This window comes from Streptomyces sp. A5-4 (assembly GCF_051131715.1).
GTDB lineage: Bacteria > Actinomycetota > Actinomycetes > Streptomycetales > Streptomycetaceae > Streptomyces.
Genome location: NZ_CP178591.1, coordinates 1,648,595 through 1,664,294, shown reverse-complemented (window position 1 = coordinate 1,664,294; position 15,700 = coordinate 1,648,595). Strand labels below are relative to the sequence as shown.

The 15,700-nt window shown below is 69.9% G+C and carries 11 protein-coding genes and 1 pseudogene; 4 read left to right on the top strand and 8 right to left on the bottom strand.

Going from position 1 to position 15,700, the window contains the following annotated elements; translation table 11 throughout:
* Nucleotide 1 precedes the first annotated feature (1 nt).
* The 5 genes from ACLLJJ_RS07675 to ACLLJJ_RS07655 all read right to left on the bottom strand — a co-directional run bounded on the left by ACLLJJ_RS07675 (nt 2) and on the right by ACLLJJ_RS07655 (nt 6,500).
* Nucleotides 2-934: a branched-chain amino acid ABC transporter permease gene (locus ACLLJJ_RS07675; protein ID WP_434588517.1), complete on the bottom strand. Its 933-nt coding sequence runs from the start codon at nt 932-934 to the stop codon at nt 2-4.
* Nucleotides 935-1,041: 107 nt separating this feature from the next.
* Nucleotides 1,042-2,274 carry a branched-chain amino acid ABC transporter substrate-binding protein gene (locus ACLLJJ_RS07670; RefSeq protein ID WP_434588516.1) on the bottom strand — a complete coding sequence of 411 codons (1,233 nt, stop codon included), beginning with the start codon at nt 2,272-2,274 and terminating at the stop codon, nt 1,042-1,044.
* Between the two features lie 831 nt (nt 2,275-3,105).
* On the bottom strand, nt 3,106-3,510 hold the full coding sequence (locus tag ACLLJJ_RS07665; protein WP_434588515.1) for a hypothetical protein: 405 nt from the start codon (nt 3,508-3,510) through the stop codon (nt 3,106-3,108).
* A gap of 158 nt (nt 3,511-3,668) precedes the next feature.
* A complete protein-coding gene (locus ACLLJJ_RS07660) occupies nt 3,669-4,151 on the bottom strand; it encodes a PaaI family thioesterase (protein WP_434588514.1) in 483 nt (160 codons plus the stop codon).
* 69 nt (nt 4,152-4,220) lie between these two features.
* Entirely contained in the window at nt 4,221-6,500 is a 2,280-nt protein-coding gene (locus ACLLJJ_RS07655; RefSeq protein ID WP_434588513.1) for an FdhF/YdeP family oxidoreductase, read from the bottom strand.
* Nucleotides 6,501-6,672: 172 nt separating this feature from the next.
* Here ACLLJJ_RS07655 and polA point away from each other — a divergent pair, with 172 nt between their 5' ends.
* Entirely contained in the window at nt 6,673-9,384 is a 2,712-nt protein-coding gene (gene polA / locus ACLLJJ_RS07650) for a DNA polymerase I (protein ID WP_434588512.1), read from the top strand.
* Nucleotides 9,385-9,473: 89 nt separating this feature from the next.
* Here the strand turns inward: polA and ACLLJJ_RS07645 are convergent, their stop codons facing one another.
* Nucleotides 9,474-10,352: a DUF4184 family protein gene (locus tag ACLLJJ_RS07645; protein WP_434588511.1), complete on the bottom strand. Its 879-nt coding sequence runs from the start codon at nt 10,350-10,352 to the stop codon at nt 9,474-9,476.
* 211 nt (nt 10,353-10,563) lie between these two features.
* Between ACLLJJ_RS07645 and ACLLJJ_RS07640 the strand changes: the two genes are divergently transcribed.
* The 3 genes from ACLLJJ_RS07640 to ACLLJJ_RS07630 all read left to right on the top strand — a co-directional run bounded on the left by ACLLJJ_RS07640 (nt 10,564) and on the right by ACLLJJ_RS07630 (nt 13,648).
* Complete coding sequence (locus tag ACLLJJ_RS07640) at nt 10,564-12,333, top strand: lytic transglycosylase domain-containing protein (RefSeq protein WP_434588510.1); 1,770 nt, start codon at nt 10,564-10,566, stop codon at nt 12,331-12,333.
* A gap of 159 nt (nt 12,334-12,492) precedes the next feature.
* Nucleotides 12,493-12,630 (top strand): SPW_0924 family protein, encoded by a 138-nt coding sequence (locus ACLLJJ_RS07635; protein ID WP_434588509.1) that lies wholly within the window; start codon nt 12,493-12,495, stop codon nt 12,628-12,630.
* 13 nt (nt 12,631-12,643) lie between these two features.
* Nucleotides 12,644-13,648 carry a DUF3068 domain-containing protein gene (locus ACLLJJ_RS07630; RefSeq protein ID WP_434588508.1) on the top strand — a complete coding sequence of 335 codons (1,005 nt, stop codon included), beginning with the start codon at nt 12,644-12,646 and terminating at the stop codon, nt 13,646-13,648.
* 39 nt (nt 13,649-13,687) lie between these two features.
* Here the strand turns inward: ACLLJJ_RS07630 and ACLLJJ_RS07625 are convergent.
* Nucleotides 13,688-14,110, bottom strand: a pseudogene (locus ACLLJJ_RS07625) (ATP-dependent helicase C-terminal domain-containing protein); the annotation flags it as partial.
* Nucleotides 14,111-14,224: 114 nt separating this feature from the next.
* Nucleotides 14,225-15,622, bottom strand: coding sequence for an IS1380 family transposase (locus tag ACLLJJ_RS07620; RefSeq protein WP_434588185.1), 1,398 nt, complete (start codon nt 15,620-15,622; stop codon nt 14,225-14,227).
* Between the last annotated feature and the right edge of the window lie 78 nt (nt 15,623-15,700).

The following is a 15,700-nucleotide window of genomic DNA, read 5'->3' as shown; positions in this document are numbered from 1 at the left end:
CTCACGCCCGATCCGCGACGCGCTCACCGAGCAGGCCTTGTGGCCTGACCAGGAGCACGACGATGAGAAGTACGAATGCCCAGACGTTGGCCCAGGCGCCGCCGCCGAGCTGCTGCATCCCGGGGATCTCTTCGATGTAGGCGATCGACAGGGATTCCGCGAGGCCCAGGACGACTCCGCCGACCATGGCTCCGTAGATGTTGCCGATGCCACCGAGGACGGCGGCGGTGAAGGCCTTGAGTCCGAGGATGAAGCCCATCTCGAAGTTGATCTGGCCCTTGTCGAGGCCGTACGCGACGGCTGCGACGGCGGCGAACGCGGCACCGATGGCGAACGCCATCACGATGATGCGGTCCGTGTTGATGCCCATCAGCTTCGCGGTGTCGCGGTCCTGCGCGGTGGCCTGCATGGCGCGTCCGCTGCGGCTCTTGGCCACGAAGAGGCCCAGGGCGAGCATGCACAGGGGGGCGAGGACGAGGACGAAGGCGTCGGCGCGCTGGAGGTACAGGTTGTCGAACAGCTTGAAGGACTCGCCCTGGAACTCGGGGAAACTACGCGGCTTCTTGGCGTCCGGGTAGAAGCCCCAGACAAGCTGCTGGAGAACGATCGAGAGGCCGATCGCGGTGATGAGCGGTGCCAGCCTCGGGGCGCCGCGCAGCGGGCGGTACGCGAAGCGTTCCGCCGCGGTGGCGACGGCGACGGAGGCGATGGCGCCGCCAACGATCATCAGTGGAATGGCCACGAGAAGTGACGTGCCACTGGGGAGCGCTATGTAGGCGGTGAGGGCGCCGAAGCCCCCGATCATGAAGATCTCGCCATGGGCGAAGTTGATGAGCTGGACGATGCCGTACACCATGGTGTACCCGATGGCTATGAGGCCATAAAGGGCGCCGAGTGCAAGGCCGTTGGCCAGCTGTTGCGGCAGTTCGTGCACCGCAGGGCCTCCGATGAGCTTGTCGGATATGACTCCGCGCGAGGGCGCTGTTGCGCCCTCGCGCGGTGGGGATCAGGTCGTGATGTGGAGCGGGGTGGTGCGGTGGATCAGTCCTTGAAGGTGGCGGACTTGACGTCCTTCCAGACCTTGCCCTCGACCTTGTAGACGGTGAGCTGCTTGTTCGTGGTGTCGCCGTACTCGTCGAAGGCGACCTTGCCGGTCACACCGTCGAAGGAGACCTTGGCCATGGCCTCGACGACCTTGGCGCGGGCGTCGTCGGGGAGCTTGCCGTCGTTGGCGGCGACCACGCTCTTGACGGCCTGGACGATGGCCCAGCCGGCGTCGTACGAGTAACCGCCGTACGCGGCGTACGGGTCCTTGTAGCCGGCCGCCGAGTAGTCGGCTATGAACTTCTTGGCCGTCGGGAGCTTCTCGACCGGGTAGCCGATCGAGGTGGCGAAGTCACCGTCGTTGGCAACGCCGGAGGCGCTGATGAAGGCCGGGTCGTAGATGCCGTCTCCACCCATGGTGGGGATCTTGGCGCCGGTCTTCTTGATCTGGTCGGAGAGCAGGCCGCCCTCGGGGTACTGACCACCGAAGTAGACGGAGTCGGCGCCGGAGGACTTGACCTTGTCGGCGGTGCTGGAGAAGTCCGTCTCCTTCACCGTGACGTGGTCGGTGCCGGCGATGCTGCCGCCGAGGCGCTTGAATTCGGCGGAGAAGATGGCGGCGAGGCCGGCGCCGTAGGTCTGCTTGTCGTCGACGACGTAGACCTTCTTCTTCTTCGCGTCGTTGTACAGGTACTGCGCGGCGAACTTGCCCTGGACGACGTCCGTGGCGGCGGTCCTGAAGTACGTCTTGAACGGGCGGTCCAGCTTGCCCTTGCCCCAGTCGTCGCCCTGGCTCAGCGCCGGGTTGGTGTTGGCGGGGGAGACCTGGACGACGCCGGCCCTGTCGAAGTCACCCTGCATGGACTGGGCGACGCCGGAGTTCAGGGGGCCGACGGCTCCGATGACGTCCTTGTTGCCGACGAGCTTGGCGGCGTTGGCCTTGCCGGAGGCGGGCACGGCCTGGTCGTCGAGGGCTTCGATCTTGAACTCGACGCCGGGGACCTCGTTGTTCTTGTTCGCGGTCTTGGCCGCGAGGTCGACGGAGTTCTTGATGCCCTGGCCGAGTGCGGACAGCGAACCGGTCAACGGTGCGTCGACGCCGATGACGACGGTGGTCTTCTTGCTGCTGTCGCTCTTTTTGTCGCCGTCGTCGCGCGACCCGCAGGCGGTGAGCGTGAGCGCTCCCGTGGTGACCACTGCGGTGAGAATGAACAAGGAACGGTGTCGCACGGTAAGTCCTTTCCCTGGCGCGGCCTCCTCTGCTGAGGTGCCGTTTCGTTCGCCGGGCCGTACTGGGGCGGAAGGGGCGGGCTGCAGACGCGCCCGGCGGCGCGGTGACTGGCCGTGACTCTAGGCGCAGGTGATGGGGTGGGGGAGCGGGCAGCTCAGGATGTGACTCTCTTGTTATGCCGAGGCCAACACTCAGGGTGACCTATGCGGCTAAAAGGGACTTATGGTCGCGTTGGTGAACTGCTCACATGCTGAGAAAGCCCAGTTCCGCTAAGGGGCTTGAGGCGATCTTGGTGCTGACCGCGTAGAGAGTGTGCGAAGTGTGGAGGCGGCGTCGGCGGTGTGACGGCCGTCAGGAGCGAAGCCTGGATCCCTCCGGGCGTTTCTGTTACGGAGCGTTACGTCGAGAAGGGCCGGCCGGGCTCGACGCGCGGTGGCGGTTGTCGATGGTCACGCTGGGCCGCTGCCGAAAAGGCGCCCGCCGGGGGTCGGGGGCGCGGACGCGTGCGGCTGTTTGGCCGACTCGGCTGCGGCCGGTGTCCCTGGTGGCGGGGGGCGGCGATCGGGAAGGCGGAGCCGTGGGGCGGCTGTTGGGCGGCCCGTGGGCCGACGGTGGGAAATGCGGGTGACCAGGCCGCCAGCGGGGTCGGCGGTCGGGCCGGCGCGGGTTTCGGGGGCGCTGCGATGGCGGAGGACGTGAAAGCGGTGGCTGTCGCGATCGTCGCCGGAAGTCAACAGGGCTTTCGTGCGGGCCGGTTGGAGTGGGGGGGCCTGCTCGGTTCGGTGGCCGGCTGCGGTCCTGGCCGGGCCGGTGCGTCGCTCAGGGGCGGGTCAACTCGGCGGTCGCCAGTTTTCCGAGCTGCCGGTGGCGCCCTTCGCGGCCTCGCAACGCGCCCGGCTCTCACGGCTGATCAGTGCCTCGCCGGCAGCGGCGCCGCGTTCGCGCTGCTCAGCGCGTGCTGCGGCCAGGATTTGCTCGTGGAGTTCGTACTGCTCGTTGGAAAGGCCTTTCTGCTCCCAGTCGATGCCGGCCCATTTCCCACCCCTGAGCGCCTCCTTGGCCCAGTACGAGACGAGCGAGGTGCACACGTCGGCCGGGGTAGTGCGGTGGGGCGCGGGGCTGTCACTCGGGGTGATCTCGGAGGAGCCGGTTCCGCCGCAGCCGGTCATGGCGGCGAGCAGCGCGAGCGTGCACCCGATGCCCGCTCGGCGCGCCGATATTCCGACTGAACCCACCTTCGCAGGTTAGGGGTTGGCGATTCATTTGTCTTCGGCTTGTGGTGTGCTCGCTAGACGGTCCGGGTCGCGGACACCGCATGGCAGGCCGTCGTCTGCTGCCCCACCCGGCCGGGACGCTGTTGGGCGTCGGGCCGGGGGAGCGGCGCGTCCCGGACTCAGCCCGCGGCGGGCGGGGCCGCGGAACTGTCGGCATCGCGCAGCAGGCAGGTGAGGCGGGCCGTGCAGACCCGCTTGTCCTGGTCGTCGGTGATCACGATCTCGTAGGTGGTCGTGGAGCGCCCGCGGTGCACGGGGGTGGCGACGCCGGTGACCAGGCCGCTGCGGGCCCCCCGGTGGTGGGTGCAGTTGAGGTCGACACCCACGGCGATCTTGGAGATGCCGCCGTGCAACATGGCCCCGATGGAGCCGAGGGTCTCCGCGAGCACCGCCGAGGCGCCGCCGTGCAGCAGCCCGTACGGCTGGGTGTTGCCCTCCACCGGCATGGTCGCGACGACGCGCTCCGCGGAGGCCTCGACGATCTGCACGCCCATGCGGGTGCCGAGGTGGCCCGCGGAGAAGAGTGCGGGCAGGTCCACGCCCAGGGCGGCGTACTCGTCGATGACCTCTTGCGGGAACTTCACAGCTGTCTGCTCGCCCATGGGGCCAGGCTCCGATCCTTGTGCGGCTCGTCGTGCGGCGTCCTGCCGCCCACCTGCTTAAGCGAACGCTTAGGCGGGTGGTGATTGTTCCAGACGGACAATCACGGACTTGCTCGCGGGTGTGTTGCTGGTGTCGGCGGTCGAATCGAGGGGGACCAGCACATTGGTCTCCGGGTAGTACGCGGCGGCGCAGCCCCGCGCGGTGGGGTAGTGCACCACCCGGAAGCCCGGTGCGCGCCGCTCCACCCCGTCCTTCCATTCGCTGACCAGGTCGGCGTACGAGCCGTCGGCCAGGCCCAGGTCACGGGCGTCGTCGGGGTTGACGAGAACCACGCGACGGCCGCCCTTGATGCCGCGGTAGCGGTCGTCCAGGCCGTAGATCGTGGTGTTGTACTGGTCGTGCGAGCGCAGGGTCTGCAGCAGCAGTCGGCCTTCGGGCAGCGCCGGGTACTCGACGGGCGCCGCGGTGAAATTGGCCTTGCCGGTGGCGGTGGGGAAGCGCCGCTCGTCGCGCGGGGCGTGCGGGAGGCTGAAGCCGCCGGGGTGGGCCACGCGCGCGTTGAAGTCCTCGAAGCCGGGGACGACGCGGGAGATCCGGTCGCGGATCGTCCCGTAGTCCTTCTCGAAGTCCTCCCAGGGTGTGGTGGACGCGGGGCCGAGGGCGGCGCGGGCGAGGCGGGCGACGATGGCCGGCTCGGACAGCAGGTGCGGTCCGGCGGGGGTGAGGTTGCCGCGGGAGGCGTGCACCATGCCCATGGAGTCCTCGACGGTCACGAACTGCTTGCCCGCCGCCTGTACGTCCTTGTCGGTGCGGCCGAGGGTGGGCAGGATCAGGGCGCGGGTCCCGGTCACGACGTGCGAGCGGTTGAGCTTGGTCGAGACGTGGACGGTGAGATCGGCGCGGCGCATCGCGGCTTCGGTGACGTCGGTGTCGGGGGAGGCGGCGACGAAGTTGCCGCCCATCGCGAAGAAGACTTTCGCCCGGCCGTCGCGCAGCGCCTGGATGGCCCGCACGACGTCGAAGCCGTGCCGGCGCGGCGAGGTGATCCCGAATTCCTTGTCGAGGGCGTCCAGGAAGGCGGGGGCGGGGCGCTCGAAGATGCCCATCGTGCGGTCGCCCTGCACATTGGAGTGCCCGCGCACCGGGCACACACCGGCGCCGGGGCGGCCGATGTTGCCGCGCAGCAGCAGGAAGTTGACGACTTCACGGATCGTCGGCACCGCGTGCTTGTGCTGGGTGAGGCCCATCGCCCAGCACACGATGGTGCGCTTCGACGCGAGGACCATGCGCAGGGCCTCCTCGATCTTCGCGCGGTCCAGGCCGGTCGCGACGAGGGTCTCGTCCCAGTCGGCCTCGGCGGCCGTGGCCACGAACTCGTCGTACCCATGGGTGTGTTCGCGCACGAATGTCTCGTCGACCGCGCCGTCGGTCTGCACGATCAGCTTGTTCAGGAGGCGGAAGAGGGCCTGGTCGCCGCCGAGGCGGATCTGCAGGAACAGGTCGGTGAGCGCGGCGCCCTTGATCATGCCCTGCGGCGTCTGCGGGTTCTTGAAGCGCTCCAGGCCCGCCTCGGGCAGCGGATTGACCGAGATGATCTTCGCCCCGGCGTCCTTGGCCTTCTCCAGCGCGGTGAGCATCCGCGGGTGGTTGGTGCCCGGGTTCTGCCCGGCGACGATGATCAGGTCGGCCTGGTGCAGGTCCTCCAGGGAGACGCTGCCCTTGCCGATGCCGATGGTCTCGTTCAGCGCCGAGCCGGACGACTCGTGGCACATGTTGGAACAGTCGGGCAGGTTGTTCGTGCCGAGCTCGCGGGCGAAGAGCTGGAACAGGAAAGCCGCTTCGTTGCTGGTGCGGCCCGAGGTGTAGAAGACGGCCTCGTCGGGGGAGGCCAGCGCCTTGAGCTCGGACCCGATGAGCTCGAACGCCCGCTCCCAGCTCACCGCCTCGTACCGCTCGGCACCCTTCTCCAGGAGCATCGGCTGCGTGATGCGGCCCTGCTGGCCCAGCCAGTACCCGCTGCGGCCCGACAGGTCCGCGACCGGGTGCGCGGCGAAGAAGTCGGGGGTGACGCGGCGCAGGGTCGCCTCCTCGGCGACGGCCTTCGCGCCGTTCTCGCAGAACTCCGCGGTGTGGCGCTTGTCCTCCTCGGGCCAGGCGCAGCCGGGGCAGTCGAAGCCGTCCTTCTGGTTGACCTTCAGGAGGGTCTGCGCGGTGCGGCGCATCCCCATCTGCTGCTGCGCGATCCGCAGGGTGTGACCGATGGCGGGCATCCCGGCCGCGGCGTGCTGCGGCGCCGCGACCTGCGGTGCGTCCTGGACCGGGTCATCTGCGGGCGGCTTGGCAGCCATGGCGCTCCCCTTTGAGCTCTGAGCATGCGTAGTGCGTTGTGTCGTTCCACGGTGCGCGGTCCGTATGTCGCGCGCACCGTTCCGTCACCTGTACGTCCGATCCTGTCACGCAGCGCTGACAACGGGGGCGGGTGGGCCGGGAATGTCAGTGCGGCGGCCTAGGATCGGGTGCGTGGTAGAGACAGCATCGAAGAAGAGCGCAGACAACCGTCCCCGCCTGCTCCTCATGGACGGGCACTCCCTGGCGTACCGGGCGTTCTTCGCGCTGCCCGCGGAGAACTTCACGACCGCGAGCGGCCAGCCGACGAATGCCATTTACGGCTTCGCGTCGATGCTGGCGAACACGCTGCGCGACGAAGCGCCCACGCATTTCGCGGTGGCCTTCGACGTGTCGCGCAAAACGTGGCGGTCGGAGGAGTTCCCGGAGTACAAGGCGAATCGTTCCAAGACCCCCGACGAGTTCAAGGGGCAGGTCGAGCTGATCGGCGAGCTGCTCGACGCGATGCACGCGGACCGGTTCGCGATCGACGGGTTCGAGGCGGACGACGTCATCGCGACCCTGGCGACGCAGGCCGAGGCCGCCGGTTTCGACGTGCTGATCGTCACGGGCGACCGGGACTCCTTCCAGTTGATCAGCGAGCGCGTCACCGTGCTGTACCCGACCAAGGGCGTCTCGGAGCTGACGCGCTTCACGCCCGAGAAGGTCGAGGAGAAGTACGGGCTCACCCCGCAGCAGTACCCGGACTTCGCGGCGCTGCGCGGTGACCCCTCGGACAACCTGCCGGGCATTCCGGGCGTCGGCGAGAAGACCGCCGCGAAGTGGATCAACCAGTTCGGTTCGTTCGCCGAGCTGGTGGAGCGCGCGGACGAGGTCAAGGGCAAGGCCGGGCAGAGCTTCCGCGACCACCTGGACGCCGTGAAGCTCAACCGCCGCCTCACCGAGATGGTGCGCGACGTGGAGCTGGCGAAGGGCCCCGCCGACCTGGAGCGCGCCCCGTACGACCGGGAGGCGCTGACGGGCGTCCTGGACGTCCTGGAGATCCGCAACCCGAGCCTGCGCGAGCGACTGCTCGCCGTGGACCCGGGCGCGGTGGCGGAGGAGGCCCCGGCCCCCGCCGCCGGCATCGCCATCGACGGCACGGTCCTCGGCTCCGGTGAGCTCGCGCCCTGGCTGGCGGAGCACGGCGATCAGCCCCTCGGTGTGGCCACCATCGACGCCTGGGCGCTGGGCACGGGCAGCGTCGGTGAGATCGCGCTCGCCGCGGCCGACGGGGCCGCCGCCTGGTTCGACACCACGCAGCTCGACGAGGGCGACGAGAAGTCCTTCGCCGCGTGGATCGCGGACCCCGCCAGGCCCAAGGTCATGCACAACGCCAAGGGCGTGATGCGGGTCTTCCCCGAGCACGGCTGGCAGGTCGACGGTGTCTCCATGGACACCGCGCTGGCCGCCTACCTGGTCAAGCCGGGACGCCGCTCGTTCGCGCTGGACGCGCTGTCCGTGGAGTACCTCGGCCGTGAGCTGGCCCCGGCCGCTTCCGCCGACGGCCAGCTGGCCTTCGGCACGGACGAGCAGGCCGAGGCCGACGCCCTGATGACGCAGGCCCGCGCCGTCCTGGACCTGGGCGACGCCTTCACCGAGCGGCTGAAGGAAGTCGGCGCGACAGACCTGCTGCACGACATCGAGCTGCCCACCTCCATTCTGCTGGCCCGCCTCGAGCGGCACGGCATCGCCGCCGACCGCGCCCATCTCGACACCATGGAGCAGCAGTTCGCCGCCGCCGTGCAGCACGCGGTGGCGGAGGCGCACGACGCGGCGGGGCGCGAGTTCAACCTCGGCTCGCCCAAGCAGCTCCAGGAGATCCTCTTCGGCGAGCTGGCACTGCCCAAGACGAAGAAGACCAAGACCGGTTACACCACGGACGCGGACGCCCTGGCGTGGCTGGCGGCGCAGACCGAGCACGAGCTGCCGGTGATCATGTTGCGCCACCGCGAGCAGGCCAAGCTGCGCGTCACCGTCGAGGGCCTCGTCAAGACCATCGCGTCGGACGGCCGGATCCACACGACGTACAACCAGACGGTGGCGGCCACCGGCCGACTCTCCTCCACCGAGCCCAATCTGCAGAACATCCCGGTGCGCACGGACGAGGGCCGGGCCATTCGCCGGGGCTTCGTCGTCGGCGAGGGTTACGAATGCCTGATGACCGCCGACTACAGCCAGATCGAGCTGCGCGTGATGGCGCACCTGTCGGAGGACGCGGGGCTCATCGAGGCGTTCGCCACCGGCGAGGACCTGCACACCACGGTCGCCTCCCAGGTGTTCGGCGTGGAGAAGTCCCAGGTCGACCCCGAGATGCGGCGCAAGATCAAGGCCATGTCGTACGGACTGGCCTACGGTCTCTCGGCCTTCGGCCTGTCCCAGCAGCTCAACATCGACGCGGGTGAGGCCCGCGGGCTGATGGACACCTTCTTCGAGCGGTTCGGCGGGGTACGGGACTATCTGCAGCGCGCCGTCGAGGAGGCCCGCGCCACCGGGTACACCGAGACGATGCTCGGCCGCCGCCGCTATCTGCCGGACCTCAACAGCGACAACCGCCAGCGCCGCGAGATGGCCGAGCGGATGGCGCTCAACGCCCCGATCCAGGGCACGGCCGCCGACATCGTCAAGGTCGCCATGCTCAGGGTCGACAAGGCCCTCGAAGAGGCCGGGCTCACCTCGCGGATGCTGCTCCAGGTGCACGACGAAATCGTGCTGGAGATCGCCAAGGGCGAGCGCGAGCGGGTCGAGGAGATCGTGCGCCGCGAGATGGCCGCCGCCGTCGAGCTGAACGCTCCGCTCGACGTATCGGTGGGTGTGGGCACCGACTGGGAGTCCGCCGCGCACTGACCGCAGGGTCCGGCGGCCCGCTCACCCACGTTCCGGGTTCCGGTACGCCAGGGAACGGGTGAGTGGGCCGCCGCCCCGAGGCAGGTGCGTCAGCGTCGCCGGCCGGCGGCGGTGGAACCGACCGCGGCGTCCGGGACCGCCGGGTCAGGACCCGTCGCATCGCGACCACGGCCCCGCTGCCAGAGCCGCACCCCGGCGGCGTACAGCACCAGCCCCACGGCAAGTCCGGCACCGGCCCCGAAGCACGCGGTCGGGACGAAGTCCAGCGGCTGCAACGGCACGATGTCCATGGCGATCAGCCGCAGACACCGGTGCACGACGCCCAGCAGCACGCACACCCCCAGCAGTGCGCCGGCCGCCCAGCGCCCCCTCGCGTCCAGCAGCGGTACGGAAGCGGGCGCCTCCCCGTCGGGACCGCGCCGCAGCGCGGTGACCGCGAACCACCCGATCATCACGAGGGCGAGCGCCGAACTGGCGTACTGCGCGTACGAGTACACCGGGAAGCCCGCGACGGACTCCCCGAGCACCGGCAGAGCCCGCACACCCCACCGGTCCAGGTGCGTGAAGCTGTCCCAGAGGACATGCGTGCACGCGCCGACGGTCGCCGACAGGACGAACCGCCAGGCCAGCGACGAGAGTCGGATGCCGTGCCAGTCGCCGCCCCGGACAAAACGGTGGAAGCGCGCCTGGCGGCGGCGCGGCACCAGCGCCAGCAGCGGCTCGCGCATCAGCAGCCATATGCCCACCAGCGCCGCCGTGATCAGCACATCGACGGTGACGATGCCCGGCAGCGAGTGGGTGACTTCCCCGAAGGTCATCGCCGCCGGGATCGCGGTGGCGGCGAAGTACGTCATGTCGGGTGCGAAGGACCCGGCGACGAGCGCCGAGGCGAACAACGAGCCGCGCGCGGTCCCGTCGCGTCGAATGCCCGGCAACACCGCCGCAGCATGACTGAGTGTGAACGGCAAGGGCCCCCCTCGGACCGCTTCTGAGCGGCGTCGAATCAGTGCCGATCAGTATGCGGGACGTTTACGGGCGAGTGTCCGGAGCCACCCGCCATGTGAAGAACCGGCAATAAAGGGGCAGGGGCCGGTGCCCCGGCGTGGCGAGTTGTCGTAGTGTCGCGTGAGTCCTGGCGCTGGGGAGCGCGGGCAGTCATCGACGGGGAGGGCCTTACGTATGACAGCGCAATTCGGTCGCAGGCTGCGCAAGGGGGCGACGGCCACCACAGTGGCGGCGCTCGCTGTGGCAGCGCTTTCGGCCTCGCAGGCGCCCGGTGTCACGGGCGCTCACGGCGATCAGCCGGCCGCGGGGGCGACCGATACTCCGGACACCCCGGTGACCGGTGACTCGCCGTACTACACCGATCTCCCGCCGCTGCGCACCCCCGACAAGCCGGGCACCTCGGTCAACCTCCCGGGCTCGCCCGGTTCGGCCGAAGCGGGCATACCGTCTTCGGTGCTGGCCGCGTACAAGCGGGCGGAGGCCGCCATCAAGGTCTCCGACCCCGGCTGCCGCCTCCCCTGGCAACTGCTCGCGGCGATAGGCAAGGTCGAGTCCGGACAGGCGAGTGGCGGCGCGGTCGACGACAACGGCACCACCCTGAAGCCGATTCTCGGCCCCAAGCTCGACGGCGTCGGATTCGCCAACATCTCCGACACCGACAACGGCGTGTACGACGGCGACGTGACGCACGACCGCGCGGTCGGCCCGATGCAGTTCATCCCCTCCACCTGGGCGACCTGGGGCCAGGACGGCAACGGCGACGGCCAGAAGAACCCGAACAACATCTACGACGCGGCGCTCGGCGCGGGCCGCTACCTCTGCGCCAACAACCGGGACGTGTCGGTCGAGGAAGACCTCGACTCGGCGATCCTGGGCTACAACCGGTCGACGGAGTACCTGCGTACGGTCCTGTCCTGGTTCGAGTTCTACAGGAGCGGCAGCCACGAGGTCCCGGACGGCGAGGGTGTCCTGCCCGGCAACTCCCTCCCCGACAGCGGCCCGGTCGGCGCCGGACGGCCCACCCCCGGCGCGAGCCCCACGCCGGGGCCCAGCACACCCGGCCCGAGCACGCCGGGGCCCACCGAGCCCGGCAAGCCGACGCCTCCCGCGACGACCCCGCCGGCCAAGCCGACGCCGCCCACCACCCCGCCGACCAAGCCCACCCCGCCGGCTCCCGCGCCGCTCACCGCGCTTGAGCGCCTCGGGGCGCGCACGGTGACCGCCACCGAGGGCGAGAACTTCGCCGACCGGCTGCGGGTGCGCGGCGAGACCGCCGCGGGCAAGGTGGTCAAGGGTGCCAAGGTCCAGTTCCAGATCGTCGGCGACACCGGCGCCCGCTTCCCGGGCAGCGCGCTGCGCGTCACCGTCACCACCGGCGCCGACGGCATCGCCGCTGCCCCCGCCCTGAGCGCGGGGCAGCGGACCGGCACCTTCACCGTCCGCGCGAAGGCGCTCAGCACCGGCGCGCCCACCACCGACTTCGGTGCCACCGTCAAGGCGAAGCCCGCACCGGACCCCAAGTCCGATGCGCTGGCCCGTACATCGGACAAGGCACTCACCGCCCAGGCCGGCGGCTCGTTCGCCGACCTGGTCGAGCTGAAGGCGACGTACAAGAGCAAGGCCGCCGCGGGTGTCGGGGTGAGTGCCTCGCTGGTTACCGATGGCGCGGCGCCCGTGGAGAACGACAAGGGCCCGTACTTCGAGGATGCCGCGGGCAAGGCGGTCCGCACGCTGACCGGCCTGAAGACCGATGCCAATGGTCTGGTGAAGCTCCCGAAGATCTACACCGACGGGAACGCGGGCACCTACAAACTCCGCCTCACCACCGAGGACGGCGTGGTCCTGACCGTCGAGCTGACCGTCACCGCGGCGCCCACCACGCCGCCGACGGACACCCCGTCGACGCCTCCTGCCACGACCCCCACCGGCACCCCCGGCGCGTAACCGCACACAGCCGAACTGCCGCTGCCCCGCCCGGACCTGCGTACCCGGCGGGGCAGCGGCACGTCCGCGCGAAGTGTCCGCGCACCGCCTTCTCATCTGGCCGACGCGTTGCTACGGTGCCCCCGTTCTGACGATGCATCAGATACCGGGAGGTCGAGCATGCGTGCTCTCGTCGCCGCCGCCATCGGGCTGGCCGCCGCCCTCGCCCTCGTCCTCGGCATCACGGCCGTCGGCGCCCCGCCGGGGGAGACCTCGCCCAAACCGCTGCTGACCACCGTTCCCGGGCCGAAGAAGTAGTGGGGGCCGCACCGTGCGCCGTAAAGCCAGCCTGATCCTGCTCGCCCTCGCGGTCTTCTTCGCCGCCATGTCACCGCTGCTGCGCTGGTACGCGTTCCCGAGGCTCGCCAAGATCCCGCCCAGCCAGTACCAGGAGGCCGTGCTGGAGGCGAAGCCCGCGACGCTCCTCGACTACGGCACCATGAAGGCCGCGGAGGTCGAGAAGCTCACCGTTGTGCAGACCCTCAAGGGCAACGTCGAGGAGTCCGAGAAGATCGAGCGCAGCGCCGGACGCGACGTCGTCGTCTGGGACGCCCTGTCGTACGTCGAGGGGCCGGACGGAAAGATGGTGTCGGCCCTCCCCGAGCGCTACATCTTCGACGCCCACAGCCAGGCACCGGTGCACGCCACCGGCGAGATGGTCGACGGCGACGCGGTCAGGCGGGAGGGCATCGAGTTCAAGTGGCCCTTCCTCACCGAGAAGCGCGACTACGAGTACTTCGACGCGCAGACCCGCACCGCCGCCCCGATCCACTACAAGGGGACCCAGGACTTCCGCGGCCTGGAGGTCTACTACTTCGAGCAGACCATCCCCTGGACCAAGGTCAAGTACCCGAAGAAGCTGCCCATGCCGGGCGTCGACGCGACCAAGTTGGAGCAGCAGACCGGAACCACCCGCTGGTACACCACGAAGCGGATGTTCTGGGTCGAGCCCGTCACCGGCGCCCCGGTCAACGGTGAGGAGATCCACCAGGAGGAGCTGCGCGGCGGCACCCTGCTGGCCGGCCGCGACAAGGTCACCGCCTTCTCCGGCCATGTGAAGATGCGCGCCGACTACGTCGACTCCACCTTCGACCTCGTCAAGTCCAACCGCCTCATGGTCCTGCTGCTCACGGCCTACCTCCCCTGGGGCTTCCTCGTTTCGGCCGTCGCCCTGCTGGCCCTCGCCCTGCTCCTGGAGGCCCGCAGCCGAAGGCCGGGCGATCCCGCACGGGCGGGCGCCACGTCCCCCGCGCCCGAACCGGTCGGCAGCCCCTGAAACAGGTGAACCCCCGCCCGGAGCAACCGAATTACCTCCTCAGCCCCGGCTGAGCCGCGCCTTCGTGTACCGCGTCGGCACGGCCCCCGCCGGGTCCTCCGGCCACGGGTGCTTCGGGTAACGACCGCGCAGGTCCGCACGGACCGCGCGGTATCCGTCGCGCCAGAAGGACGCCAGATCGGCCGTGACGGCGGCCGGGTGCCCCGCGGGGGAGAGTAGGTGCACCAGCACCGGCACACCCGCCACCCGCGGGGTCTCCGCGAGACCGAACATCTCCTGGAGCTTCACCGCCAGCACGGGCTGCTCCCCGCCGTACTCGACCCTGACCCGCGACCCGCTGGGCACCTCGATCCGCTCCGGCGCCAGCTCGTCCAGCCGGCCTGCCTCGCCCGACGCCCAGGGCAGCAGCCGGTTAAGCCTTGATCCACCGACGTGGTCTGAAAGTGATCTTCTGACTGATTTCTGAGCCGGGTTCGGGATGTCCGTTGAGGTTGGGCAGCCTGTAGCCGCTGGTCTGCCCAGCGTTTCCACGTGTTCGGTTCCGGTTGGGCCCTGGTGGGCGGGGTGGTCAGGGGATCAGGCTGGCGGGGGTGGGTCGTGGACGGTGTCGAAGAGGTGTGTCCAGGCTTGCTGCCAGGGCCAGTTGCGTGGCAGGTGCAGGGTGAGGCGTCGTGCGGAGCGGGCGATCCTGGCGGGGACGTGGACGAGGTGGGTGCGCAGGGTGGCGGTGGTGGCTTTGGCGTGGAAGGGCGAGGTCAGTGCACCGGTGGCCCGCAGCAGGTTGTAGGTCATCGCCCACAGGGTCAGCCAGGCCGCGTTGGCATTGAAGTGTCCAGACGGCAGGTGGGCCAGAGCTCCGGCTTTGCTGTCCGCGATGACCTGCTCGACCACGGCGTGGTGGCGGTGTTCCCGCTCGGCCTGAAGGGTCTGGGCCGGGTTGTCGGTGAAGAAGGGGTGGTAGCGCCAGAGGGGGAACAGTTCGCCCTGCTCGCCCACGACGGCGGGTTTGGCCAGGTCACGGACCCGGCGCACGATCAGCCGGGCGGTGACGTGCTCGCTCTTCTTGCGGCCGGTGAACGCGGTGTATGCGGGTATCTCGGCGACCTCGGCGTCCGAGATGAGCTCACCGGTGTCGGGGTCGGGTACCGCGGTCGGGTACGTGATCTGCTGCCAGTCGTGGTCGGGGATGGCGTGGACGGCCCGTTTGATGGAGGGGTTCATGCCGGTGGTGATCGAGAAGTGGGCTCCGGCCCGGCGGCAGGCGGCGATCACACCGGCGTTGTAGAACTGCGAGTCCGCGCGCAGGATGCGGGTGCCGGTGCAGCCGGCTTCCCGGGCGGTGGCCAGGGCCTCGGCCACGAACTTCGGGGCGCCCCGGGAGTCGGCCGCTTTGCCGCGGCGCATTCGCACCGCGGCGATCACCGGCCTCGACCGGGGGGTGCAGATCGTGGCCAGCAGGGGGTGCAGGGTGCGGATGCCCTTGAACCGTCCGTACTCGGCGCCCTGCTTGGTCCGGCCGTAGACGCGTTTGTGGGTGGAGTCGACATCGATGAACGCCATCGCGTCGGCGCCGGGCAGCAGCGGGGTATGCGCGGCCAGCTCCGCAAGGAATTTCCGGTGCACGGCGTGGAGTTGGAGTGCGTGACCGTGGGTGAACGCGCGCAGGAAGCTGCCCAGGGTGGACGGGGCACGGATGCCCGCGAAGACGACAGGCATCGCACCGTGTCGCAGGACGTGGAGGTCGTCGATACTGTCCGCCCCGGCGGCCATCCCGGCCACGATGCTGGTGACCTTGGCGTCGGCCGACGCGCCCGCGCCGTTCGCCGCCCCCGTCAGCTTCACCTTCTCCGCCGCCAGGCGCGAAAGCCCGCACCGCTCGGCCAGCCGCATCACCGGGACCAGCCCGGCATGCGCGATCAGATTCTCGTCGTCGAACGCAGCGGAGACCGCCGCCCGGGTATGGGAAACTTGCATCTCGGAAGTGCCTTGCTGATTGTGTGTGCTGGAAGCCTCAAGAACTCCCATCATCGCAGGTCACAAGGCACTTCTTCG

Bases quoted from the DNA above. Each gene is read 5' to 3' on its own strand.
- ACLLJJ_RS07660 (WP_434588514.1), bottom strand. From the start codon at position 4,151: ATGGGCGAGCAGACAGCTGTGAAGTTCCCGCAAGAGGTCATCGACGAG.
- ACLLJJ_RS07635 (WP_434588509.1), top strand. From the start codon at position 12,493: ATGCGTGCTCTCGTCGCCGCCGCCATCGGGCTGGCCGCCGCCCTCGCC.
- ACLLJJ_RS07620 (WP_434588185.1), bottom strand. From the start codon at position 15,622: ATGCAAGTTTCCCATACCCGGGCGGCGGTCTCCGCTGCGTTCGACGAC.
- ACLLJJ_RS07655 (WP_434588513.1), bottom strand. From the start codon at position 6,500: ATGGCTGCCAAGCCGCCCGCAGATGACCCGGTCCAGGACGCACCGCAG.
- ACLLJJ_RS07640 (WP_434588510.1), top strand. From the start codon at position 10,564: ATGACAGCGCAATTCGGTCGCAGGCTGCGCAAGGGGGCGACGGCCACC.